The 23022-nt window shown below is 67.8% G+C and carries 18 protein-coding genes, 2 tRNA genes and 1 other RNA gene; 7 read left to right on the forward strand and 14 right to left on the reverse strand.

Annotated elements, in window-relative coordinates; translation table 11 throughout:
- Window positions 1–75 precede the first annotated feature (75 nt).
- The 3 genes from AXE84_RS10330 to AXE84_RS10340 form a co-directional block, all read right to left on the reverse strand.
- Window positions 76–1248, reverse strand: a complete 1173-nt coding sequence (locus tag AXE84_RS10330; protein WP_060957813.1) for an aminotransferase class I/II-fold pyridoxal phosphate-dependent enzyme — start codon at window positions 1246–1248, stop codon at window positions 76–78.
- A gap of 126 nt (window positions 1249–1374) precedes the next feature.
- Window positions 1375–1459 (reverse strand) — tRNA-Leu (locus AXE84_RS10335).
- A 38-nt stretch (window positions 1460–1497) separates the two neighbouring features.
- Window positions 1498–1589: transfer RNA gene (locus AXE84_RS10340), tRNA-Ile, on the reverse strand.
- Window positions 1590–1793: 204 nt separating this feature from the next.
- Between AXE84_RS10340 and AXE84_RS10345 the strand changes: the two genes are divergently transcribed.
- Both AXE84_RS10345 and AXE84_RS10350 read left to right on the forward strand, forming a co-directional pair.
- Entirely contained in the window at window positions 1794–2696 is a 903-nt protein-coding gene (locus tag AXE84_RS10345) for a Nif3-like dinuclear metal center hexameric protein (RefSeq protein WP_060957814.1), read from the forward strand.
- Between the two features lie 46 nt (window positions 2697–2742).
- Window positions 2743–3477: a zinc ribbon domain-containing protein gene (locus AXE84_RS10350; protein ID WP_060957815.1), complete on the forward strand. Its 735-nt coding sequence runs from the start codon at window positions 2743–2745 to the stop codon at window positions 3475–3477.
- A gap of 34 nt (window positions 3478–3511) precedes the next feature.
- Here the strand turns inward: AXE84_RS10350 and AXE84_RS10355 are convergent, their stop codons facing one another.
- A complete protein-coding gene (locus AXE84_RS10355; protein WP_060957816.1) occupies window positions 3512–4321 on the reverse strand; it encodes a YaaA family protein in 810 nt (269 codons plus the stop codon).
- Window positions 4322–4409: 88 nt separating this feature from the next.
- Here AXE84_RS10355 and rnpB point away from each other — a divergent pair.
- Window positions 4410–4800: RNase P RNA component class A (rnpB, locus tag AXE84_RS10360), an RNA gene on the forward strand.
- 88 nt (window positions 4801–4888) lie between these two features.
- Here rnpB and AXE84_RS10365 read toward each other — a convergent pair.
- The 3 genes from AXE84_RS10365 to panB form a co-directional block, all read right to left on the reverse strand.
- On the reverse strand, window positions 4889–6076 hold the full coding sequence (locus AXE84_RS10365; protein WP_060957817.1) for a hypothetical protein: 1188 nt from the start codon (window positions 6074–6076) through the stop codon (window positions 4889–4891).
- Between the two features lie 173 nt (window positions 6077–6249).
- A complete protein-coding gene (gene map / locus AXE84_RS10370) occupies window positions 6250–7155 on the reverse strand; it encodes a type I methionyl aminopeptidase (protein WP_060958242.1) in 906 nt (301 codons plus the stop codon).
- 105 nt (window positions 7156–7260) lie between these two features.
- Window positions 7261–8106 carry a 3-methyl-2-oxobutanoate hydroxymethyltransferase gene (panB, locus tag AXE84_RS10375; RefSeq protein ID WP_060957818.1) on the reverse strand — a complete coding sequence of 282 codons (846 nt, stop codon included), beginning with the start codon at window positions 8104–8106 and terminating at the stop codon, window positions 7261–7263.
- A gap of 202 nt (window positions 8107–8308) precedes the next feature.
- On the opposite strand from panB, the gene AXE84_RS10380 reads away from it, so the two are divergent.
- The 3 genes from AXE84_RS10380 to AXE84_RS10390 all read left to right on the forward strand — a co-directional run bounded on the left by AXE84_RS10380 (window position 8309) and on the right by AXE84_RS10390 (window position 14023).
- Entirely contained in the window at window positions 8309–9640 is a 1332-nt protein-coding gene (locus AXE84_RS10380; protein ID WP_060957819.1) for a glutamine synthetase family protein, read from the forward strand.
- Between the two features lie 18 nt (window positions 9641–9658).
- Window positions 9659–13273 carry a bifunctional [glutamine synthetase] adenylyltransferase/[glutamine synthetase]-adenylyl-L-tyrosine phosphorylase gene (locus AXE84_RS10385; RefSeq protein WP_060957820.1) on the forward strand — a complete coding sequence of 1205 codons (3615 nt, stop codon included), beginning with the start codon at window positions 9659–9661 and terminating at the stop codon, window positions 13271–13273.
- A 96-nt stretch (window positions 13274–13369) separates the two neighbouring features.
- Window positions 13370–14023, forward strand: coding sequence for a histidine phosphatase family protein (locus AXE84_RS10390; RefSeq protein WP_029316723.1), 654 nt, complete (start codon window positions 13370–13372; stop codon window positions 14021–14023).
- 13 nt (window positions 14024–14036) lie between these two features.
- Here AXE84_RS10390 and AXE84_RS10395 read toward each other — a convergent pair whose 3' ends face one another.
- The 7 genes from AXE84_RS10395 to lipB all read right to left on the reverse strand — a co-directional run bounded on the left by AXE84_RS10395 (window position 14037) and on the right by lipB (window position 21156).
- Entirely contained in the window at window positions 14037–14837 is an 801-nt protein-coding gene (locus tag AXE84_RS10395; protein WP_010615352.1) for an amino acid ABC transporter ATP-binding protein, read from the reverse strand.
- A complete protein-coding gene (locus AXE84_RS10400; RefSeq protein WP_010615351.1) occupies window positions 14834–15799 on the reverse strand; it encodes an amino acid ABC transporter permease in 966 nt (321 codons plus the stop codon). Before AXE84_RS10400 ends, AXE84_RS10395 begins: the two co-directional genes overlap by 4 nt.
- A gap of 3 nt (window positions 15800–15802) precedes the next feature.
- The gene (locus tag AXE84_RS10405) at window positions 15803–16723 is read right to left on the reverse strand and encodes an ABC transporter substrate-binding protein (RefSeq protein WP_010615350.1); all 921 of its coding nucleotides are present in this window, start codon (window positions 16721–16723) and stop codon (window positions 15803–15805) included.
- A 155-nt stretch (window positions 16724–16878) separates the two neighbouring features.
- The gene (gene glnA / locus AXE84_RS10410) at window positions 16879–18303 is read right to left on the reverse strand and encodes a type I glutamate--ammonia ligase (protein WP_010615349.1); all 1425 of its coding nucleotides are present in this window, start codon (window positions 18301–18303) and stop codon (window positions 16879–16881) included.
- Window positions 18304–18500: 197 nt separating this feature from the next.
- Complete coding sequence (locus tag AXE84_RS10415) at window positions 18501–19256, reverse strand: DUF4191 domain-containing protein (RefSeq protein WP_010615348.1); 756 nt, start codon at window positions 19254–19256, stop codon at window positions 18501–18503.
- 75 nt (window positions 19257–19331) lie between these two features.
- Entirely contained in the window at window positions 19332–20363 is a 1032-nt protein-coding gene (locus AXE84_RS10420) for a lipoyl synthase (RefSeq protein WP_004564776.1), read from the reverse strand.
- A 91-nt stretch (window positions 20364–20454) separates the two neighbouring features.
- Entirely contained in the window at window positions 20455–21156 is a 702-nt protein-coding gene (gene lipB, locus AXE84_RS10425) for a lipoyl(octanoyl) transferase LipB (protein WP_060957821.1), read from the reverse strand.
- Window positions 21157–21258: 102 nt separating this feature from the next.
- Between lipB and AXE84_RS10430 the strand changes: the two genes are divergently transcribed.
- A complete protein-coding gene (locus tag AXE84_RS10430) occupies window positions 21259–22989 on the forward strand; it encodes a serine/threonine-protein kinase (protein ID WP_236750052.1) in 1731 nt (576 codons plus the stop codon).
- Window positions 22990–23022 lie beyond the last annotated feature (33 nt).

Consider the following 23022-nt stretch of genomic DNA (forward strand, 5'->3'; position numbering starts at 1 on the left):
CAACATGTGAACAGGTGAGTGCCACATTGATGTGCACGCCTCGACTCAAGATTATTGAGTTGAATGCCTGTTTATTTACAGACTGTTGATGAAAGCTTCGAGGCGCTTCATTCCTTCGTGCAGCTCGTCGCGAGAGGCCGCGTAGGACAGTCGAACGTGGGTGCGGGCCGTGGTCGTGGAGAAGTCCTGTCCCGGAGTAAGGGCCACATGAGCCTCCTCCAGGGCGCGGTGACAGAAGGTCTGGGCGTCAAGACCCGTGGAGGAGACGTCGAAGTAGACGTAGAAGGCGCCGTCGGGCAGGACCGGGACCGGAAGGCCGATGCGTTGCAGCCCGTCGAGCACGATGCTCCTGCGGGCGAGGAGCTCTTGTCTGCGTTGCTCGCACACGGAGATGGATTCGGGGGAGAAGGCCGCCAGCGCGGCCTGCTGAATAGGTGTCGAGGCGCACAGGAAGTAGTTCACCGCCAGGTTCTCGGCGGGGGCTAACAGCTCCTCGGGAAGAATCGCCCAGCCCAGGCGCCATCCCGTCATCCCGAAGTACTTGGAGAAGGAGTTGATGACGATCGCATCAGGATCGGCTTCCAGGACGGTGCGCGCAGGCCTGCCATCCTCGCCTGGATCAGCCAGGCCCAGGTAGATCTCGTCGACGATCCGCCAGGCACTGCGTTCGCGCGCCAGCTCGCAGATCGATGCCAGCTCCTCGAAGGGGATGGATGTGCCTGTGGGGTTGGACGGGGTCGCCAGCATCACCGCGCTCGTCTGGGGAGTCCATGCCGCCTCGGCTGCGGCCCGGTCCATCTGGTATCGGCTGGCAGGACTGGTGGGGGCCAGAACGATCCGGCCGCCGTAGGTCTCCACCAGCTGCCGGTTGCAGGGGTAGGACGGATCAGCGATGACGACGTCGTCACCGGCCTGCGTGGTGGCGGCGGCCACCAGCAGGAGTGCCGACGACGCACCGGTGGTGACGACGATCCGAGCGGGATCGACCTCGACGCCGTGCCTGTCCCGGTAGAAATCCGCAATGGCCTCACGCAGTGCGAGCAGGCCCAGGGCGGGGGAGTAGGGCAGTGGCCGGCCGTCCATGACACGGCACATCTCCTCACGGACCGCGGGAGGGGCGCCGAAATCAGGCTCACCCAGGCTGAGCTTGGCAATCGAGTGGCCCTCCGCCTGGAGGACCCCGGCGCGTTCGCCGATGCTCATCGCATAGAAGGGCTGAGCGGCTGTGGCCCGGGCGGCGATCTTCATGACGACTCCTTGACGCGGGGGCAGAACAGGACCAGTGTCCCCCTTCCGGTAGCGGGAGGGCAAAGGTGTGTTGATGGGACGCCGATGTGTCGAGAATCGGAGGTGAGGGTTTGTATAGCGATGCTGTGGTGCCTCCGGCGGGACTCGAACCCGCACGCCCGTAGGCAGCGACTTTTAAGGTCGCGGTGTCTACCGATTCCACCACGGAGGCGAGAAGCGCCCCCAATATGTGAATAAAAGGGGCGTCAGTACCCCCACTGGGATTCGAACCCAGGACCTTGTGTTTATCAGACACGATACGAGGTATAAGCTCGCTGCTCTAACCGCTGAGCTATGGGGGCGCGGCCACCGCATCGACGGCGTCGAGGAGGCAGACGCTGCCGGCACCGGCGGGGCCAACAGCGCGGAAGTAGGTTACCCCAAATGGTGGCCGCGTCGGTCGTTTTCCCCACTGTGTTCCGTCAGGCATGCCCTCGCACAGGCTCTGTGGTCCTCCGGGTCCGCCAGGTCTGAGGAACTGCCCTCCCTACCGCTAGCCTGGTCGCATGAGTCACACTCCTGCACCCGCATCTCCCGAGGCTGGACGCGAGCCCTCGCCCCGCACTCCGGAAGGCCACCTGACCGTCGGTGACGTCGTCGCCCTCGTGGAGGCCGCCGCACCTCCCGGCCTGGCCGCCTCCTGGGACTCCAACGGGCTCATCTGCGGCGACCCCGCCGAGCCGGTGCGCAGCATCCTGCTGGCCGTCGACCCGGTGACAGCCGTCGTCGAGGAGGCTATCGACGCCGGTGTCGACATGGTTATCACCCACCACCCCCTCTACCTGCGCGGTACCGACCACGTCGCGGCCACCGACCCCAAGGGCCGCACCGTCCACCGCCTCATCCGGGCCGGCATCGCGCTCCTCAACGCCCACACCAGCCTCGACGCCGCCCACGGGGGAGTGGCTGACGCCCTGGCCGAGCGCGTCGGTCTCGTCTCCACCGTCCCCCTCGAGCCCGACCCCGCCTCCCCGGATCAGGGTATCGGACGGATCGGCACGCTCCCGCAACCCGTCACTTTGCGCCAGCTCGCTGAGGACGTCGCCGCTGCCCTGCCCGACTCCGCCCCCGGCCTCCTCGTGGGCGGGGACCTGGACGCCGTCGTCGAACGCATTGCCGTCTCAGGTGGGGCGGGCGACTCTCTCCTGCAACGGGCCCGGCAGGCCGGAGCCGACGTGTTCCTCACCGCCGACCTGCGCCACCACCCCGCTTCCGAGCACCTGGAGGACGGCCGCCCCTACCTCCTGTGCGGCACCCACTGGGCCACCGAGTGGGTCGGCCTGGAGCCCCTGGCCCGCAGGCTCACTGAAGGTGCCCACGCCTGCGGAGCCTCGCTGTCCGTCCAGGTCTCCCGTATTGTCACGGACCCGTGGGCGCTGCGCCTGCCCACCGGACCTGACCGGGCATGAGAGGATTCGCAGCAACAACGTGTACGCACCTGAAGGAGCACCCGCCGTGACAAGCGCCCCTATCGCCCAGCAGCGCCTTCTCATCGACCTGCAGGACCTCGACTCCCGCCTGGCACGGCTGCGTCACGAGCGCAAGCACCTTCCGGTCCTCACCCGTATCGAGGCGGTCATTGAGCGCCTCAAAGTCAACAAGCGCGCAGCCATCCAGGCCGAGGCCGCCCTTGACGAAGCCAAGAAGCAGGCCACCCGTAGCGAGGACGAGGTCGGTCAGGTTGTGCGCCGGGCTGAGGTGCTGCGCGAGCGTCTCCACTCCGGAACCAGCGCGGCCCGCGACCTCTCCGCCATCCAGGGGGAGATCGACCAGCTCGGCCAACGCCAGTCAGCCTTGGAGGAGGCGCAGATCCTGGCGATGGAGGCGCTCGACTCCGCCCGGCAGGAGGCAGAACGCCTCAGCCAGGAGGAGTCGGAGATCCGTGCGGCCGGCCGTGAGCTCACCGCCAAGCGTGATGCCGAGTTCGCCCGACTCGATGAGGAGATCGACTCCCTGGAGAACCAGCGGGCAGACTTGGCTGGGACCATTGAGGCACCTCTCCTGGCCGACTATGAGGCCGTCCGCACCTCCACCGGTGGGCTCGGCGCCGTTGCCATGAGGGGCCGCACTGTTGAGGGCGGCGCTGTCGAGATCAGCCCCCAGGAGCTGGCCCGTATTGTGGCCGCCCCGGCCGAGGAAGTCATCCACGCCGAGGAGAACGACGTCATCATCGTGCGTATGGATATCTGACGGCGGCCGCGTCTGAAGTCGGCCGTCACCGGCTTCAGCGAGTCACCAAAGTAAGTACCCGTCGCCCCTGCCGGTCCGGCTCGCAGACCTCGACGTCGTCGATGCCCTTTAGGCCCCGGGCGACACTCGCAACGTCATCCACCTGTGCGTGCTCAGGCACGGATTCGGCGGCGACGGCTCTGAGGAGCTCTCCGGTGAGCAGTCCGCGAGCGTGCTTGGCCATGTGGGAGACCACCTTGCGCGAACCGTTGTCGGCGGTGCGCACCACGCGCACGCTGACGACCTCAACGCCGTCGCGCGCGGACGGCTTCCACGCGGCCGCATAGTCCGCCGACCGGCAGTCCACCACCAGTCCCTGCGCAGCCATCTCAGTGAGCGACGACGCCAGGTGCTGCTTCCAGAACGCAGGCAGGCGCCCCGGCCCGGGCAGGGACGTGCCCATCGACAGGCGGTGGTCGGGTACCAGGTCAGTGGGGGACAGGATGCCCCACAGTCCCGAGAGAACAACACAGTGGCGCTCCAGAGCAGCCCGGCCGGCCGCCTCCTCGGCGATCGAGTCGAGCCGGGCGGCCTCGTACAGGACCCCGGTGAACAGCTGATGGGCGGGGACACAGGGTGAGGTCTCCAGCACTAGGTTCGTTCCCACCTGCTCGGCGCTGCGCGGCCCCAGCCCCAGGACGGAGGCCGCCTCATCGCTCCGGCTCACCTCAGCCAGCGCGGACATCACCTCGCGGCGCGCAGCAGTGAGCCTGTCCGCGTCCAGGAGCGAGTCAAGATCCAGTGATGGTCCACTGGTAGGAGCAGTCTTTCCCTCAGAGGGAGGAAGCAGGATGAGCACCCGCACATGATAGGCGGCTCCCGGGAAGTCAGGGTCCCGACGGCGGACGCGTCCCCGTGCTGTTGCACCACGGCGCTACACTAACCCGTGCGGACGAGCCGACCGGGCGGCCGCGGTACCGCCACCGCCTTCATAACGGTGGCGGGCTGAGGAACGTCCGGGCTCCACAGAGCAGGGCGGTGGCTAACGGCCACTCGGGGTGACCCGCGGGACAGTGCCACAGAGAGCAGACCGCCCATCGGACACCGGTGGGTAAGGGTGAAAGGGTGGGGTAAGAGCCCACCAGCGCGGCGGGTGACCGTCGCGGCTCGGTAAACCCCGCCCGGAGCAAGACCGCACAGCTGGCGCTTGAAGGCTGCTCGCCCGAGTCAGCGGGTAGGTCGCATGAGGCCGCTGGCAACAGCGGTCCAAGATGAATGGTCGCCACCGCCCAGGCCGGTAACGGCGGGCGGCAACAGAACCCGGCGTACAGGTCGGCTCGTCCGCACGAGAGAACGTGTGGAAACGGCTGTGGCCCGCCAGGATCCTGGCGGGCCACAGCCGACGTCGTATGAGGTGGATGGTGGTGTGGCGTTACTTCGCCGCCACGTAGACCTCATTCTTGTTGTCCACCTGAGAGAAAGCGCTCACCGCGAAGGCGCCCTTCTTCTCATTGGCGGCGGACTCGTCAACGAGGAAGACGAAATCGCCCTTCGCCTTGCCTCCGTCGCGGGGCATGCTTTGGCGGCTGAAGAGTGACTCCCCGCCGATAAGCAGCTCCGATTCTGCCGTGTTTCCGTCGTGGGTGAAACCGATCTTCAGATCGTACCCATCGAACTGTCCTTGACCGTGGTAGGTGATCTCAACGGGAACGCGAATATACACCTTGCCGGCAGGGGGCTCCTTGTAGCTGTACTGGTTCGTGGCAGCCTTGATGGACTCAGTGGCGTTCCACTCGACATCCCCGAAGGTGACGTCCACTGATGCCTTAGGGTCGTCGTCGTACTTGCCTGCATTCAGGGTGATTGCACCGGCCTTGGGGTCGATGGGGTCCTTCTCGCTTGAGCCGGGGCCATTACTGCCCGACTTGCCGGTCTTCTTCGGATCCGGGCTGTCGGTCTCGTCAGAGTCACTCGACTTCTTGTCGGAGTCGGGGGCGGACTTCTTCTGGTGGTTCGGCTCCGAGCTTGAGGTGCTGTCCGCCTTGTTGTCGGACTCACTGGAATCGCCCTTGAACAAGAAGATGCCACCGATGACCAGAACGACCACGACGACTGCAGCAATACCGGTCCAGAACCACCACTGCTGAGTCAGCGGCTTGGAGCCATTGCCGGAGCCGGCCGGAGCGGCGGCATTGGGCTGCCACCCGCCGGTGGGAGGCTGCATGCCTCCGGCAGCCCCCTGGGGCTGGAAGGGCGTGGGCGACTGGGCGTAGTCCATGTTGGCCGCGTAAGGGCTGCCCCCAGTTGCGGGAGCGCCGGCATAGTCTCCTGAGGGAGCGGATGCCGACATGCCTGTCGGGTCGGCAACCTGTGAGGCAGTGCCCAACGAGGCCGTCGGGGCGGTCGACACCGCCTGGGTCGGAGCCCATGCCGGATCTGTCTCGGTGGTGTCACCTGCGGCCGAGGCAGCTGAGGCGCTGGAGGCGGCGGAGTCGTCGACCCAGATCTGCCAGCCCTCAGGAGCCGGTCCCCAGGCCGGGTCGGGCTGCCAGCCTGCAGGCGGTTCGAAGCCCTCGGGTGGCGCGGGCCAGTTCGGCGGTGGATTGAAGCGCAAAGCCATGAGAACCTCCGGGAGGAAATAAACAGGGAGAAACCCGCATGGGCTTCCTGGGCAGAATAGAGATGTCCGCTACCCAAGGACCCTACGTCGTCACCTTATCGCGAGGCAACGTGACGCCGCTCGACCGTCCTGGATGTGGATGGGTAGCCATACCCAATGCCTCACCCAATGCCTCAAGGCAGGGTGAGCACGTCGGCGCCGTCCTCGGTCACCACGAGCGTGTGCTCGAACTGCGCAGTACGGGAACGGTCCTTAGTGACCACCGTCCAGCCGTCGTCCCACTGCTCCCACTCGATGCCACCCAGGGTGAGCATCGGCTCGATGGTGAACACCATGCCCGTCTCGATGACGTCGTCGTGCAGGGGAGCGGCGTCGTAGTGGGGGATGATGAGGCCGGAGTGGAACGCCTCGCCGACGCCGTGTCCGGTGTAGTCGCGCACCACCCCGTAGTCGAAGCGCTTGGCGTAGGCCTCGATGACGCGGCCGATGACATTGACCTCGCGACCCGGCTTGACGGCCTTGATGCCCCGCTCCATCGCGGTGCGGGTGCGCTCGATGAGCAGCTCCGTCTCGCGATCGACCTCGCCGACGGCGTAGGTGGCGTTCGTGTCGCCGTGGACCCCGCCGATGTAGGCGGTGACGTCAAGATTGATGAGGTCTCCCTCGTTCAAGCGGGTCGAGTCCGGGATGCCGTGGCAGATGACCTCATTGATCGAGGTGCAGATCGACTTGGGGAAACCCATGTAGCCCAGGCACGAGGGGTAGGCGCCGTGGTCGCACAGGTACTCGTGGGCGATCCGGTCGAGCTCATCGGTGCTCACCCCCGGGGCGATCGCCGTGGCAGCCTCGGCCAGGGCGCGGGCGGCCAGTCGCCCCGCGACCCTGATCCGCTCGATCGTCTCGGCATCCTTGATCTCCGAGGCCGTGACGCGCTCGGGGCCGTCGTGGAACATGTACTCGGGGCGTGCGATGGACGCAGGCACATGACGCTCAGGACTGAGCGTCCCGGGAGTCAGCGTGCCACGCGGCGCGCGGTCGGCCAGTGAGACCGAGGACGCAGGGGAAGCCGAAGAAGTCATGGTCGTAAGCATAGAAGGAGGCATCCGGTTCGCGGGACCTTCCCTCCGGCCAGTGGTTCAGGGCCTCCGCCATGACGCTGTGGGTCTTGTCACGGTCAGAAGCCGTCAGGAGCTGAACCAGTGCTTCTCCGCGGGGAAGGACTCCTCGCGTACCGCGGTCCCGTAGTCGGCGGCCGCCTGCCTGAGGGCCTCGCCGACTTGTCCGAACTGGTGGGCGAAGCGCGGAGACCAGTCCGTCATCCCGGCCATGTCCGTCCACACCAGGACCTGACCGTCGCAGCGCGCGCCAGCGCCGATACCGATCGTGGGGATCGTGAGCGACTCGGTGACGCGCGCGGCCAGGGGCTCGGGCACCATCTCCAGGACCAGGGCGACCGCCCCCGCTTCGGCCAGTGCTTGCGCGTCGGCCAGCAGCACGTCAGCGGCCTCGCCACGGCCCTGAACCCGGAAGCCGCCGAGCATGTTGACGCTCTGTGGAGTGAACCCCAGGTGCCCCACCACCGGAATGCCCGCCTGGGCCAGTGCCCTCACGCTGGCTGCCCGGGGGCTGCCGCCCTCGAGCTTGACGGCATTGGCCCCGGCCTTCATGAGACGTACCGCGCTGGCCAGTGCCTGCTCGGGACCGGCCTCGTACGTGCCGAAGGGGAGGTCGGCCACAACCAGGGCGCGCTTGGTCGCCCTGGCCACCGAGCGGGTGGCCACTACCATCTCGTCAAGCTCCACCGGCAGCGTGGAGTCATGCCCCAGCATGACGTTGCCGATGGAGTCGCCCACCAGCAGCAGGTCGGTTCCCGCCGCATCCAGGATCTGGGCGGTCACGGCGTCGTAGGCGGTGAGCATGACCAGCTTGGTGCCGTCCTTCTTGGCAGCCGCCAGGTGATGAACGCGCACGGGCTTACCGCCTGCGACGACGGGAGCGGACGTACCGTAAGGGGACTCGGGTGTAGCCATGGCATGAGGCTACCCGAGGTGTTGCAGTGCGCCTGCGCGTCGGACGGGCCACTGACCTTCCTCTGACCTCCTTCGCCGTGGGCGTTGTCCGAAACCTGCCTGACGCACCCGCGCACTAGGCTGGACCAAGCAGAACGTCTCAGGCGCAAGAACGCCGGCCACGCCGTCGGCCCGCTGCCGCACCCCACGCTGAGGAGGCACCATGGACAAGCAGCAGGAGTACGTGCTCCGAGCCATCGAGGAACGCGACATCAGCTTCATCCGCCTGTGGTTCACCGACGTCTCCGGACAGCTCAAGTCCGTGGCCATCGCACCGGCCGAGGTCGAGAGCGCCTTCGAGGAGGGCATCGGCTTCGACGGATCGGCGATCGAGGGACTGACGCGCGTCTTCGAGTCCGACATGCTCCTGGCCCCCGACCCCTCCACCTTCCAGATGCTGCCCTGGCGGGACGGGGACAACGGCGTGGCCCGCATGTTCTGCGATGTCCTCACGCCCGACGGCGAGCCCGCCCGCACCGACCCGCGCTCCGTGCTCGAGCGTCAGCTAGCTCGGGTCGCCGAGGCCGGCTTCACCTGCTACATCCACCCGGAGATCGAGTTCTACCTGGTCAACCGTGACGCCGACGGGCGCATCCGCCCCACTGACGACGCCGGCTACTTCGACCACGTGCCCGGGGGCACCGCCCACGACTTCCGCCGCCAGGCCATCCTCATGCTCGAGCAGATGGGGATCTCGGTGCAGTTCTCCCACCATGAGGGTGGCCCTGGCCAGAACGAGATCGATCTGCGCTTCGCCGACGCCCTGTCCATGGCGGACAACATCATGACCTTCCGCGCCGTCGTGGAGGAGGTGGCACTCAAGGAAGGCTGCTTGGCTACCTTCATGCCCAAGCCCTTCCCCGACCAGTTTGGCTCGGGCATGCACACCCACTTCTCCCTGTTCGAGGGCGACCGCAACGCCTTCTTCGACCCCTCCGGCCAGTACCAGCTCTCCGCCACCGGTCGCTCCTTCATCGCCGGCCTGCTGCACCACGCCTCGGAGATCACGGCTGTCACCAACCAGCACGTCAACTCCTACAAGCGCCTGTGGGGAGGGGATGAGGCTCCCAGCTACGTGTGCTGGGGCCACAACAACCGCTCCGCCCTGGTGCGCGTGCCCATGCACAAGCCCGGCAAGGCCCAGTCCGCGCGCGTGGAGTTCCGCGGCATCGACTCCTCGGCCAACCCCTACCTGGCTTACGCGGTCATCCTGGCAGCGGGGCTCAAGGGCATCGAGGAGGGCTACGAGCTTCCCCCCGAGGCCGAGGACGACGTGTGGGCACTGTCCGAGATGGAGCGCAAGGCCCTGGGGATCCACGCCCTGCCCACCTCCCTCAAGAGCGCGGTGGCCGCCATGGAGCGCTCCGACTTGGTGGCTGACACCTTTGGTGAGGACACCTTCGAGTTCTTCCTGCGCAACAAGCGCCGCGAGTACCGGGCCTACGACGCCCAGGTCACCGACTTCGAGATCAGCCAGTTCTTCCCGCGAGCCTGAGCACAGCGGGAGATAGCCGTGAGAGACCGCAGCGAGAAGCGCGCGCCGATCGGATCACCCTCCCGGCACAGCTCCTCGCCCAGGACCCTGCTGCTGCGGGCCGGATTCCACGACGCCGCTCGTGCCGGAAGGCTTCTGGGCGACCCGGCGCTGCTGCCCTTCCTTTTGGACGATCCTCAGAGCGACGATGTCGGCGAAGAGGGTGTCATCCCCGGCGGATTCGCCTCAGCGGACCGCTCCAGGCGGCCGGGCGGCCGACCTGCCGAGGTGCGGCTCGGACCGGCGCGTGAGGAGCTCATCGACTCCCTGGCTCTCACCTCGGATCCTGACATGGCTCTGCTCAGCCTTGTCCGGCTCGCCGAGGCCGCGGCCACCGCCGAATCGGGCCACCTGGCTTCGGCGGGTGGTGTCGAGGCAGGGTGCACGACGAGGCCGGCAGTACTTCTGCGGAGCGTCATGAGCGAACCGGCCGCAGGGCCGCGTGAGCACAGACGCCGCCTGCTGGCGGTCCTGGGCGCCTCGCAGGCCCTGGGCGACTTCCTCGTGGCCCATCCCGAGCACCTCACCGCGCTCGCGCCTGACAGGGCGTGGGACGCTCCGCAGGAGCCCAGTGCCGGTGAGGCGCTGCGACGGGCGGTGGGCGACGTGCTGGGGCGGGCAGACGCCGCGGATGCGGCCCCCTCGGACAGCGATAAGGGACCCTCGCAGCCGGGAGACGCTGCCGTCGGCCGGGCGACCGCGGCGCTGCGACGCGCCTACCGGGACCGGCTCACGGCGATCGTCGCCGATGACCTCACCAGCGCCGACCCGATCGAGCACGTCCCCACCGTGTGCCGCCGCATGACCGCTCTGGCCGACGCTGCCCTGGACGCGGCCTTGCTCGTGGCCCGTGCCGCCGTCGGACCGCGGGCCGATGAGGTGGCCCTTGCCGTGATCGCCATGGGAAAGACGGGGGCCCGAGAGCTCAACTACGTCTCGGACGTCGACGTCGTCTACGTCGTCGGCCCCGCCCACGATCCACATGACGTTCAGGAGCCGATCAGCGAGGAGCAGCTCGTGGAGGTCGGCACGCACCTGGCCACCGAGCTCGCCCACGTCGTCTCCGCCACCGCGCCCGAGCCGCCCCTGTGGCCACTGGACACGGCGCTACGGCCTGAGGGCAAGGACGGTGCGCTCGTGCGCACTCTCGATTCCCACCTGGCCTACTACCGCAGATGGGCCGCCTCCTGGGAGTTCCAGGCCCTGCTCAAGGCCAGGGCCTGCGCCGGGGACCTCGAGGTCGGCGCCCGCTACGAGCAGGGCGTCGCACCCTTTGTGTGGGAGGCCAGCCGACGGGAGAACTTCGTCGAGGACGCCCGGGCCATGCGGCGCCGGGTGGAGAAGGAGTCCGTGCCACGCGGCGGAGTGGACCGGCGTATCAAGCTGGGCCCTGGGGGACTGCGGGACGTCGAGTTCACCGTCCAGCTCCTCCAGCTCGTCCATGGCCGTTCCGACGAGAGTCTGCGCGTGCGCGGCACCCTGGAGGCCCTCGACGCTCTCAGCGCGGGCGGATACGTCAGCCGCACCGATGCCGCGGCCTTGAGCGGCTGCTACAAGGCCCTGCGGCTGCTGGAGCATCGCAGCCAGCTCTTCCGGCTGCGCCGCACCCACAACCTTCCTGACAAGGAGGAGGATCTGCGCCGCATCGAGCGGGGCGTCAGCAACTGCCTGGGCCACGCAGACAGCCTCTGGGAGGACTTCAAGGACCTGCGTCGGCGGGTACGGGCCCTCCACCAGGAGATCTACTACCGTCCCCTGCTGGCCTTCGCGGCCGCCCTCAGCGCCGATGAGATGGCTCTGAGTCCTCAGGCGGCGCGCGAGCGTCTTGCCGCCGTCGGCTACGCGGACCCCGACGGCGCCCTGCGCCACATCCAGGCCCTCACCGAGGGGGTCAGTCGTCGCGCCGCGATCCAGCGCCAGCTGTTGCCGGTCATCATCGGCTGGATCGGTGAGGGAGCCGACCCCGACTTCGGTCTGCTCTCCTTCCGGCGGCTGTCTGAGGCCATTGGGGGCTCGCACTGGTACCTGGCCATGCTGCGGGACTCCCCGGTGGCGGCACGCAGACTGTGTCAGGTCCTTTCCAGCGCACACTGGGCCACCGAACGCCTCGCGGAGTTCCCCGAGTCCATCGCCTGGCTCGACGACGACGGCGAGCTCGCCCCCCGCCGATCCGGTGCCCTGGCGGAGGAGATCGCCGCCGTCCTGCGCCGTCGCAGCCTGACCGGCCCCGATGACGCTGCTCTTACCGAGCAGGCACTCGAGGCGGTCCAGGCGATCCTGAGAGTGCGCGCCCGTGAGGAAGTGCGTGCCTCACTGGCGGACTGCCTGGACGGCATCGACCCTGAACGCACCGCCTCCATCCTCTCCGACGCTACCGACGCGGTCCTGGAGGGGGCACTGACCGTGGCCACCGGTCTGGTCATCGCCCAGCGCGACGGGGTGGAGGCAGTCTCCGCGGGGCCCGACGCAGGCGGGTGCTGGCAGGCCGCTCGCGCCCGCCACGCCATCATCGCCATGGGGCGCCTGGGAGGTCGCGAGATCGGGTACGCCTCCGACGCGGACGTCCTCTTCGTTCACCAGGTCCGTGACGGGGCGGGGGAGGAGGCCGCCGCACAAGAGGCCGAGGCCGTCGCCAAGCAGGTCATGGGACTGCTGGCCGCGGCGCTCCCGCACCCCCTTGAGGTGGACTGCGGCCTGCGGCCGGAGGGCCGCAACGGTGTCATGAGCCGCTCGCTGGACGCCTACCGCGAGTACTACGGCCGGTGGTCCGCCCTGTGGGAGCGCCAGGCGCTGTTGCGCGCCCGTCCCTGCAGCGGAGACCGCGAACTGGGCCGGCGCTTCGAGGAGCTCGTCAACCCGTTGCGCTGGGCGCAGAAGGGACTGGCGCCCCAGGACCTGCGGGAGATCCGCAGGATCAAGGCGCGGGTGGAGGCCGAGCGCCTGCCCCGGGGCATCAACCCGGCTCGCCATCTCAAGCTCGGCCCCGGGGGGCTCAGTGACGTGGAATGGAGCGCCCAAGTGCTTCAGCTCGCCCACGCCGGCCGGATACCCCAGCTTCGGACCACCTCGACCGTCGGCGCGCTCCAGGCCGCGGTTCAGGCGGGGGTCCTGAGCGCGGACGACGGAGGAGAGCTGATCGCGGCCTGGATCCTGGCCAGCCGCCTGCGCTCGGCGATCGTCCTGGGAACCGGACGCGCCTCGGGGCCGCGCTCCCAGGTCCTCCCCATCCAGATTCGGGAGATCCGCCTGGTGGGGCGCCTCATCGGCCTGGGTGCGGGCAGGGAGCGAGAGCTCGAGGATCTTTACCGCCGCAGTGCCCGCCACGCGCGCGCAGTGGCCGAGCGCATTGTCTTCGCCGACGCCGCCGCCCACGGCTCGACCGTCTCGGCGCCGTCGAGCACTGCGTCGGCGGCTCAGCCGCACAGCCTGAAGTCGCCGTCGCGTTCATCAGGAACGTCCCGGAGCCCTCACGCACAGTCCCGTCGGGATTCCGGGACGGCAGCCTCCAAGAGCACCAGTTCCAAGGGCTCCAGGCGGGTGAACCGCCCCCGTGCTACCAGAAGGCGGCCGGAGGGGCCCTATCCCTGGAGTTGACCGGGGCGCAGATCGCAGCGGGCACAGGCCTGTGGGCGATGAGGATCGCACCGTCGTCGTGGGTCCTCGCTCTGCGAACCTGGCAGACTTGCTGCCGTGAGGCTCATTCTTGTACGCCACGGTCGCACCGAGGCCAATGTCATGCAGGCACTCGACACCGCCTTCCCTGGAAATCCCCTGGATGAGGTGGGGCTGGAGCAGGCCGACGGATTGCCGGACCGTTTGGGCATGGCCGGCCTCCTCCACGGGCTGGGGTCGCTGTGGGTCTCCCCGATCCTGCGCGCCAGGCAGACCATCGCCCCCATCGAGGCCGCCACCGGCCTGAGCGCCACTGTCGACTCGGGACTGCGTGAGGTGTTGGCCGCCGACCTGGAGATGAACACCGACGCGCGCTCGGTGGCCTGCTACGTGGACACCACCCGGGCCTGGATGGCGGGGCGCCCCGCCTGCCGCATCCCCGGCTCCCCGGAGGACGGACACGACACGCTTCAACGCTTCGACAAGGCCGTCAGCCGCATCTGTGAGCAGGCCGCCGGGGCGGGGGACTCATCGGCCCTGATCGTCTCCCACGGCACCGCGCTGCGCCTGTGGACCTCCCTGAGGGCCGCAGCTGGAGGCGGCGTGGACCCGCTGTGGGTCGCTGACCGCCCCATGCACAACACCGGGATCACCGTTGTCGACGGCGATCCCGGTGGTGGGTGGAGCCTGACCTCCTGGGATGACGGGGCCTGGGACCAGACCCCCTCCTGAACCGGCCTGCCCCCTACAGGACCGAGGAGAGGAAGGCCCGGGTGCGCTCGGCCTGCGGGTTGTCCAGGACCTCCACGGGGTCACCGGACTCGCAGATGACACCGCCGTCCATGAAGATCAGCTGATCACCCACCTCCCGGGCGAAGCCCATCTCATGGGTGACCACGACCATCGTCATGCCGGAGGCGGCGAGGTCCTGCATCACCTGCAGGACCTCGCCGACCAGTTCGGGATCCAGCGCGGAGGTCGGCTCGTCGAAGAGCATGAGCTCAGGGTCCATGGCCAGAGCCCGGGCGATCGCCACCCGCTGCTGCTGACCACCGGAGAGCTGGGAGGGGTAGTGCTCGAGGCGATCCCCGAGCCCCACCCGCTCCAGCAGCTCGATGCCGCGCTCACGGGCCTTGGCCTTCGGAGTCTTCTTGACCATGACCGGTGCCTCCATGACGTTCTGGAGAGCTGTCATGTGGGGGAAGAGGTTGAAACGCTGGAAGACCATGCCGATCTTGGCGCGCTGAGCAGCACGGGCCTTGTCCGACAGGGCGTGCAGCTCGGCGCGACCACCGCGCTCGACCTCACGCATCCCGATGAGCTCGCCGTCGACCTTGACCCGGCCGGCGTCGATGGACTCCAGCTCATTGATGCAGCGCAGCAGTGTCGACTTTCCCGAGCCCGACGGGCCGATGAGAACCGTCACCGAGCCGGGTGGGACGATGAGATCGATGCCCCGCAGCACGTGCAGCTCACCGAAGAACTTGTGCAGGGCGCTGATCTCGACCTTGGGCGTAGCGGCTGCCGCCTGGGCGGATGTGCTCATGGGGTGACCTCCAGGAAGGGATCGTCCTTGGTGGTGTGCGCATCGAGGATGGCCTGCTGGCGGGCCGACAGGCCCCGGCCCGAGGAGCCGGAGGACTTGTCAGAGTCGAAGCCCTTGCCGTAATAGCGCTCGATGTAGTGCTGTCCCACCATGAGGATCGAGGTGATGATGATGTACCAGATGGCCGCGACCAGAAGCAGCGGAATGATCTGGTAGGTCAGCGACGCGTAGGAGTTGGTGACGAAGGTCAGATCCAGGGTGAAGGGGACCGCCAGGACCAAGGAGGTCGTCTTGAGCATGGAGATCGTCTCGTTGCCGGTGGGCGGAACGATGACCCTCATCGCCTGGGGCAGGACGATCCTGCGCAGGATCTGGCCCCTGCTCATGCCCAGGGCTCCGGCGGCCTCGCTCTGGCCCTTGTCCACCGAGTTCAGGCCCGAGCGGACGATCTCGGACAGATAGGCGCCCTCGTTGATGCCCAGCCCCAGGACCGCCGCGACGAAGGGGGTGAAGACCGTCGTCGTCTTGAAGGTCAGCAGCTCGGGGCCGAAGGGGATTCCCAGACTCAGCTTCTGGTAGAGCGCGGACAGCGCCCCCCAGAAGACCAGCTGGGTGTAGATCGGGGTGCCGCGGAAGAACCACAGGTAGGCCAGTGCCACCCAGCGCAGGACCGGGTTTGAGGATTGGCGCAGGATCGCCGTGGTGACCGCTAGCACGATGCCGATGGCCATCGCCATGAAGGTCAGCAGCAGCGTCCAGCCGACGGCCTTGACCACGTGGACCTCACGCAGGAAGAACCAGACCGTGGACCAGTGGAACTTCTCATTGGTGACCAGCCCGTGGATGAGCATGGCCCCCAGGATCGTGACGATCGCGGCACTGATCCACGTCCCCGGGCGGGGGACGGGCTTGGGGTTGTTGAGGACGACCTTGTCGTCCTCGGAAACGGGTGAGGCGCTCACGGCTCACTCCTTCACTGCGGGATTGAGTTCTGCGGTGGTCAGGGCGGCGTCCTTCACGCCCCAGTTGTCCAGGATCTTCTGCCAGATGCCGTGGTCCATGAGGTACTGGATGGCGGCCTGGATCGCGGCGGTGAACTGCGGATCGGCCTTGGCGGTCACTACCCCCTGGGGGGCGGCGTCCTCGATCTCCCCGAGGGTGACGATCTGACCGTCGGTCAGCTCGACGGCGTAGCCGGCCACGGTGGAGTCGGAGTAGGTGGCGTCGATGGTGCCGCCCACCAGGCCGGTGGTGGCCTCGGACTGCTTGGAGTAGGAACGCACGGACAGAACCGGCTTGCCCGCCTGCGCGCACTTGTCGGCGGCGTCGCGCATGGTGGTCTCCTGGGCGGTACCCACCTGGACGCCGATGGTCCGCCCGCACAGCTGGAGGTGGTCGGAGGACTCGACGCCCTTGGGGTTGCCGGCCTGGACGTTGAATCGCGAGCCCACGTTGATGTAGGCGGTCATGTCGACCTCCGCGGTACGTTCGGGGGTGACGGTGAAGGAGGAGATGCCGGCGTCGTACTTCGAGCCGATCGAGGCGATGATGGAGTCGAACTCGGCGGTGTGCACCTTGCCCTTGACGCCCAGGACGGCGGCGATCGCGTTGGTCAGGTCGACGTCGTAGCCCACGGCCGTGCCCGAGGGGTCGAGGAACTCGGCCGGCGCGTAGTCCGTGGAGGCGGCCACGTCGAGGACGCCGTCCTCGAGGGCGCCCTGAGGGAGCTTGGCAATGATGTCGGGCTGCGCCTGGATCGACGAGGTGTCGAAGGAGTGGATCTGCGAGCTCCGGTTCGCGTTCCAGTCAGCGGCGTTGGTGCATCCGCTGAGGACCAGGCAGGCGGTGGCTGCCAGCCCGAGGGAGGCGTGATGGCGGATCCTCATCGTGGGATCTCCTCTTCGGAGTGGATCAAGACAGAGAAAGAATATCCGCAATGCAGTATAGATATGCAAGTCGGGAGGGTGGCGTATAGCACGACGGCGGCCCTGAGCCTCGTGTGTAGGAGGCTCAGGGCCGCCGTCTGAGCTGGGTCAGCGGCTCACAGGTCGTAGTAGAGCTGGAACTCGTAGGGGTGGGGGCGCAGCCGCAGCGGCTCGATCTCGTTGGTGCGCTTGTACTCGATCCAGGTCTCGATGAGGTCGGGGGTGAAGACGTCTCCCTCGGTGAGGAAGTCGTGGTCGTCCTCCAGTGCCTCCAGCGCCTGGTCCAGGCTGTCGGGGAGCTTGTCGATGTCGAAGTACTCCTCGGGAGCCAGCTCGTAGAGGTCCTTGTCGATGGGCTCGCGGGGCTCGATGCGGTTGCGGATTCCGTCAATACCGGCCATGAGGACGGCCGCGAAGCACAGGTAGGGGTTGGAGGAGGGATCCGGCACCCGGTACTCCACTCGCTTGGCCTTGGGGGAGGAGCCGGTGACCGGGATGCGGATGCAGGCCGAGCGGTTGCGGGCCGAGTAGACCAGGTTGACCGGCGCCTCGAAGCCGGGGACCAGGCGGTGGAAGGAGTTCACCGACGGGTTGGTGAAGGCCAGCAGCGCCGGGGCGTGGGCCAGGATCCCACCGATGTACCAGCGGGCGAGGTCCGAGAGCTGGCCGTAGCCCCGCTCGTCGAAGAACAGCGGCTTGCCGTCCTTCCACAGCGAGTGGTGGGTGTGCATGCCCGAGCCGTTGTCGCCGAAGATCGGCTTGGGCATGAAGGTGGCCGTCTTGCCGTTGCGCCAGGCCTCGTTCTTGATGATGTACTTGAACTTCATCATGTCGTCGCCCGCGGCGAGCAGGGAGCTGAATCGGTAGTTGATCTCCTGCTGTCCGGCAGTGCCGACCTCGTGATGAGCCCGTTCGATCTCCAGTCCGGAGGCGAGGCAGGTACGGACCATGCGGTCCCGGATATCGGCCATCTGATCGTTGGGGGAGACGGGGAAGTAGCCGCCCTTGAAAGCGGTCTTGTACCCCTTGTTGCCGCCCTCCTCCTCTCGCCCGGTGTTCCAGGCCGCCTCGCAGGAGTCGATGGCGTAGAAGGACTCGGCTGGTGAGGCCTCGTAGCGCACCGAGTCGAAGAGGTAGAACTCGGCCTCGGCCCCGATGTAGCAGGTGTCAGCGATTCCGGTGGAGCGCAGGTAGTCCTCGGCCTTGGCGGCGATCGAGCGGGGGTCGCGGGAGTAGACCTCGTCCGTGAAGGGATCGACGATCGAGAAGTTGACGACCAGGGTCTTCTCCTCGCGGAACGGGTCCAGGAATGCGGTGGTCACATCGGGAACCAGCTTCATATCTGACTCGTGGATCGCGGTGAAGCCTCGGATCGATGAGCCGTCAAACATCAGGCCGTCAGTGAGTGCCTCATCCTTGAAGGCCGCCACAGGAATAGTGAAGTGCTGCATGACGCCGGGTAGGTCACAGAACCGCACATCGACCAGCGCGACATTCTCCTTCTCGATGAACGTCAGTGCCTCGGATGCGTCCTTGAACATATCTCCTCCAAGTGGGAACGGCGCACATACTCCACACGTATGCACTGCGGCTGACAACGGCCACTATATTGACGCTACCGTGACAAAGGAATGGCGTCAGTGTTGCCTGAGTGTTTCGCCCGTTCATCGCTGGGCCTCAGTGACTCCGGCAGGGCTCTGAGTGATGGGAGATGGAGGTGGGGCGGGTGCTGAGAGAGTCAGCGCCCGCGCATGGCACGGCGGTCGGGGCGGACCCGATTGGGATCGATGTGCTTGGGGATCGGCAGGTTCTTGCCGGCCATCGACGTCAGACGCTTGGAGACCTGCGTGATCTCGCTGTCAGTCAGTGACGTGGGCTTGGTCGGGAGCTGGCGCAGTGTCTTGGACAGGTCGGTCAGGCGTACCTGGCCGGCGTCAGTGCCCACCTGAAGGGTGTGGATGGGAACGGTCGACAGCAGCCGATGGACCTTTCGCTCCTCCTCGGCCAACATGCGTCGGGTGCGGGTGCTGGGTCCCTCCGCGATGAGAACGACACCGGGGCGTCCCACCAGCCGCCACACGAGGTCCTGGTCCTTGGTGAAGGCCACGGGCTCGGGCTCCACAAACCAGCCCCGACCGATCTGGTCCAGAACGGCCTTCGCCGCTCCTGGCATTCCCTCGATCTGGGAGAAGGAAGCACGGCGCACCACGACTGACAGAATGACCATGTCGATCGTGAGCGCCATGAGGATGCCCACCATCAGCCAGTACCACAGGGACAGTCCGTAGCCGAAGGAGACAGCGGCCCCCAGGGCGAGGCAGGTGGCGAGTACCGCCAGCATCACCCATCCGATCCACGGGTAGCTCCGCCGCGAGATCGTGTAGGAGTCCTTGATGTTCTGAAGGTACTGAGCCAGCCGGCGCTTCTTCTTCGGCTGGGGGGACTGGGCACTACTCACGGGCACACCATAGACGACGTTGGTGCGCCGGCACACATGGTCTCGCCGTCAGCGTGGCAGGCCGGTGCGCACCGGGAACCCGGTCGGCTGCGTGGGACCCGCGCCTCGCCTTCAGCAGGCGGCGGCGAGGTGGGGGTGGGCCCCTAGCAGGGCCGACGCCTCCTGGCGGGCGGTGGCCGGCTCGGCGAGCTGCGAGAGGTGCTCGGGGATGGGGCGGCCGCGCTTGACCATGGCCCGTCCCCACAGCATGCCGGCGCGGTAGGAGGAACGCACCATGGGGCCGCTCATGACGGCGGCGAACCCGATCTCCTCGGCCAGGCGGCTGAGATCCACGAACTCCTGGGGTTTGACCCAGCGGTCAACGGGGTGGTGCAGCTTGGAGGGGCGCAGGTACTGGGTGATGGTGAGGATGTCGCAGCGCGCCTCCACCAGGGCGGCCATGGCCGCCTCGATCTCGTCACGGGTCTCGCCCATGCCCAGGATGAGGTTGGACTTGGTGACCAGTCCTGCCTCCGCGGCGGCCGTGATGACGTCGAGGCTGCCCTGGTAGGAGAAGGCCGGCCGGATCCGCTTGAAGATGCGCGGGACCGTCTCCAGGTTGTGGCCGAGAACCTCGGGGCGCGAGGAGAAGACGTCCTCAAGCGCGTCGGGGTTTCCCTTGAAGTCGGGGATGAGCAGCTCGACACCGGTGCCCGGCGAGAGCTCGTGCACCTGGCGGGCGGTCTCGGCGTAGAGCCAGGCACCGCCGTCGGGACGGTCGTCGCGGGCCACCCCGGTGACGGTGGCGTAGCGCAGGTCCATCTCCTTGATCGAGACTGCCACGCGCCTGGGCTCATCGACGTCGTACTCGGTGGGACGTCCGGTGGCGATGTCGCAGAAGTCGCAACGTCGGGTGCACATCTCGCCACCCACCAGGAAGGTGGCCTCACGGTCGTTCCAGCACTCGTAGATGTTGGGGCAGTTGGCCTCAGCACACACCGTGTGCAGGCTCTTCTCCCTCACCAGGCCGCGGACCTCCTGGTAGGTGTCGGAGACGACGGCGCGGGTGCGCAGCCAGTCGGGCTTGGACTCAATGGGGGTCTGGGCATTGCGCGCCTCAACCCGCAAGAGCTTACGTCCCTCAGGGGCCACGGTGGTGCTCACGTCTACCTCTCCTCGCTGACGACGGTTCCACGGTGAGTCTAGTACTCCCCCGAGGTTTATAGGACCTCCGGCCTAGGAGTGAGGCCTGTTGTCACGTGGCATCCGCCACCAAGGGAGTCAGATGGTTCTCCAGAGCGCAGACCAGAGCATCCGCGGGGGCGCTGGTCTCCAGATGCCTGCCGGTCTCTGCTGTCAGTGAGGTCACGCCGGCGTCGTCGATTCCGCAGGGAATGATGCGATCCAGGGAGAAGGCCTCCAGGTCGGGGTCGACGTTCAGGCCGATCCCGTGCATGGTCACGCCGCGGGCGACCCTCACCCCTAGAGCGCAGATCTTGCGCTCGGGGCGCACAAGCTGATCCGCCTCGCCCGCGGCTTCAGGATCGGCCGGCAGCCAGACCCCGGAGCGCCCCTCAACACGGATCGTCTCCAGTCCGTAGAGGTCGCACAGGTCAATGACGGCGGCCTCCAGGGCCCGTACGTAGCGGATGACGTCAATGGGTTGGGTCAGGTGCAGGATCGGGTACACGGTCAGCTGTCCGGGCCCGTGCCAGGTGGTCTTGCCGCCACGGTCCACGTCGACCACCGGTACGTGACCGGGCTCGACGACGTCGGCGCTGGGCCGCTCCCAGGAGTGGGCCCTCCTGCCGACGGTGTAGACCGGCTCGTGCTCCACGAGCAGGAGCGTGGAGGGGCGACGTCCCTCGGCGACTTCACCGTGAAGATCCTTCTGCCGCTGCCAGCCCTCATGGAAGGGGATGAGCCGGGAACCGAGCTTCATGTCCTCACGCAGCACGGGCGCAGTCTACGTGACCACAACCGGCACTCGAGCCCGAGTTATCCACAGGCCGGTCGAAAGGGCTGGTCATTCCGGAGTGCCGTGATGACCATGGAGTGTATGAGCCCGACGACGTGCCCCCGCCCTGCCGACCGCTCTCGAGACGGTGCCTCCAACCGTGCCAGGCCCCGGCGCCGTCACCTGTCCTTCCGTCGGCCCCGGCCTCGGCGTGTCGGCTCCCCTCGCGCAGCCTCGCTGCCTCCCTCCGACGCGGAGCCGAGCATTCCCGACTCGGCACTCAGCACCCTGTCGCAGCAGGGCTACACCGTTGGTGAGGTCATGGGGCGCTCGACCGCCTCCAGCGCCCCTCGCCGTGGGCTGGACGGACAGGGGCGTGACGTGGTCATCCGGGTCGTCGACCTGCCCCACGGACGTGCTGGAGCCATAGTCCTGCGGCGCTTGGCCGATCTGCGCGTCCTGCGCCACCCTGGCCTGGTGACCGTGCGGGAGGTGGTCTCGCTGCCCGACAACCGGGCAGGCGTCATCATGGACCTCGTTGAAGGGGCGGGACTCGACGTGGTCCTGGGGGCGCGAGGACGGCTGAACGTCTCCTGGCTGGCCACGCTCCTGGACGTTCTGGGCTCGGCACTGGCCTACCTGCACGAGCATGGAGCGACCCACGGGGACGTATCTGCCGGCAACGTCCTGGTGGCCGCTGATGGACATCCGGTCCTTGTTGACCTACTGGGCTCCGCCATGGAGACGGGTACACAGGAGTATGCCGCGCCGGAACGTCTCACCGGTGCCCCGGCGTCCTCTGCCGGTGACGTCTACGCCCTGGCCCGTCTGCTGACCGAGTGCGCGGGACAGGGTGGCACTGCCTCCCGGCGCCTGGCGGGAATCCTGACTGACGCGCTGGCCGAGGATCCCGCTGACCGTCCCAGTGCTCGGGACCTGGCGGCCCGAGCGCCTCAGCTGGGGCAGGCCTCACCCATTGAGCTGCCCGACGGCGCCCGCCTGGCTGCCGGCTCCCTGCGAGCAGCGGCCCGCACCCCGACTCGCACGGTCGGTTCCAGGCTCAGTCTCAGAGCGGGGGCAGGTTCCCGGCTGAGAACGAAGGGCGCGCCTCGGAAGGAGGTCGGTAGCGCCAACAGCACCGGGCGGGGGCCCGCGGCCATACGCTGGGGGAGAAGGGCAGTAGCAGGGCGCAGACGCACACGCGTCTGGGGACTTGCGGCGGTGGTGCTGGTGGCCATCAGCCTGGCCGCCTGGGGACCGGCCAAAGCCCTGGTCTCGCACAGGCCCGCGTGGGCGCTCGGCGCAGTCGCAAGCCCGTCAAGCCCTGCGCAATCGTCGGCGTCCGCCAGCGCTGGTGCCCTTCCTGTAGGCAGCCCGTCTCCCGCCACCACCGGGAGCTCAACCGTGAGGGCGTCGACGCCGACTCCTGGAGGGGACGGAGCCGCCGACATGGTCAGTGTCGTCGTCGGACTGGCCGATGCTCGCGACCGGGCTCTCATGGCCGGTGATGCCATCGCTCTAGCGGCTACGACAGTACCTGGGTCGCCCGCGGCACAGGCTGACACACAGGTTCTCACTGAGCTGCTCGACTCCGGTGAAGGCGTCGGGGGGCTGCATACCTCCATCAGCCAGGTCGCTGAGATGAGGCTGCCTGACGACGCGGCGGAGCAGTGGGCCGGCGCGAGAGCGGTCCAGGTGACGCTGTCTCAAAGCGCCTCAACGCGTTCGGGACCTGCGGGAACGCGGACAGTTCCGGCCCTCCAGTCCCGCAGGGTTGTGCTCATCGTCGTCCCGGAGCCGTGGCGAGTGGCCGACATCCGTACCGTGGAGTGAGCTACCTGCCGGACGCGGAATGGGGTGGATGCG

It is taken from the genome of Actinomyces oris (genome assembly GCF_001553935.1).
Classification (GTDB): Bacteria; Actinomycetota; Actinomycetes; order Actinomycetales; family Actinomycetaceae; genus Actinomyces; species Actinomyces oris_A.

Bases quoted from the DNA above. Each gene is read 5' to 3' on its own strand.
- AXE84_RS10330 (WP_060957813.1), bottom strand. From the start codon at position 1,248: ATGAAGATCGCCGCCCGGGCCACAGCCGCTCAGCCCTTCTATGCGATG.
- AXE84_RS10345 (WP_060957814.1), top strand. From the start codon at position 1,794: ATGAGTCACACTCCTGCACCCGCATCTCCCGAGGCTGGACGCGAGCCC.
- AXE84_RS10365 (WP_060957817.1), bottom strand. From the start codon at position 6,076: ATGGCTTTGCGCTTCAATCCACCGCCGAACTGGCCCGCGCCACCCGAG.
- map (WP_060958242.1), bottom strand. From the start codon at position 7,155: ATGACTTCTTCGGCTTCCCCTGCGTCCTCGGTCTCACTGGCCGACCGC.
- panB (WP_060957818.1), bottom strand. From the start codon at position 8,106: ATGGCTACACCCGAGTCCCCTTACGGTACGTCCGCTCCCGTCGTCGCA.
- AXE84_RS10380 (WP_060957819.1), top strand. From the start codon at position 8,309: ATGGACAAGCAGCAGGAGTACGTGCTCCGAGCCATCGAGGAACGCGAC.
- AXE84_RS10395 (WP_010615352.1), bottom strand. From the start codon at position 14,837: ATGAGCACATCCGCCCAGGCGGCAGCCGCTACGCCCAAGGTCGAGATC.
- AXE84_RS10405 (WP_010615350.1), bottom strand. From the start codon at position 16,723: ATGAGGATCCGCCATCACGCCTCCCTCGGGCTGGCAGCCACCGCCTGC.
- glnA (WP_010615349.1), bottom strand. From the start codon at position 18,303: ATGTTCAAGGACGCATCCGAGGCACTGACGTTCATCGAGAAGGAGAAT.
- AXE84_RS10430 (WP_236750052.1), top strand. From the start codon at position 21,259: ATGAGCCCGACGACGTGCCCCCGCCCTGCCGACCGCTCTCGAGACGGT.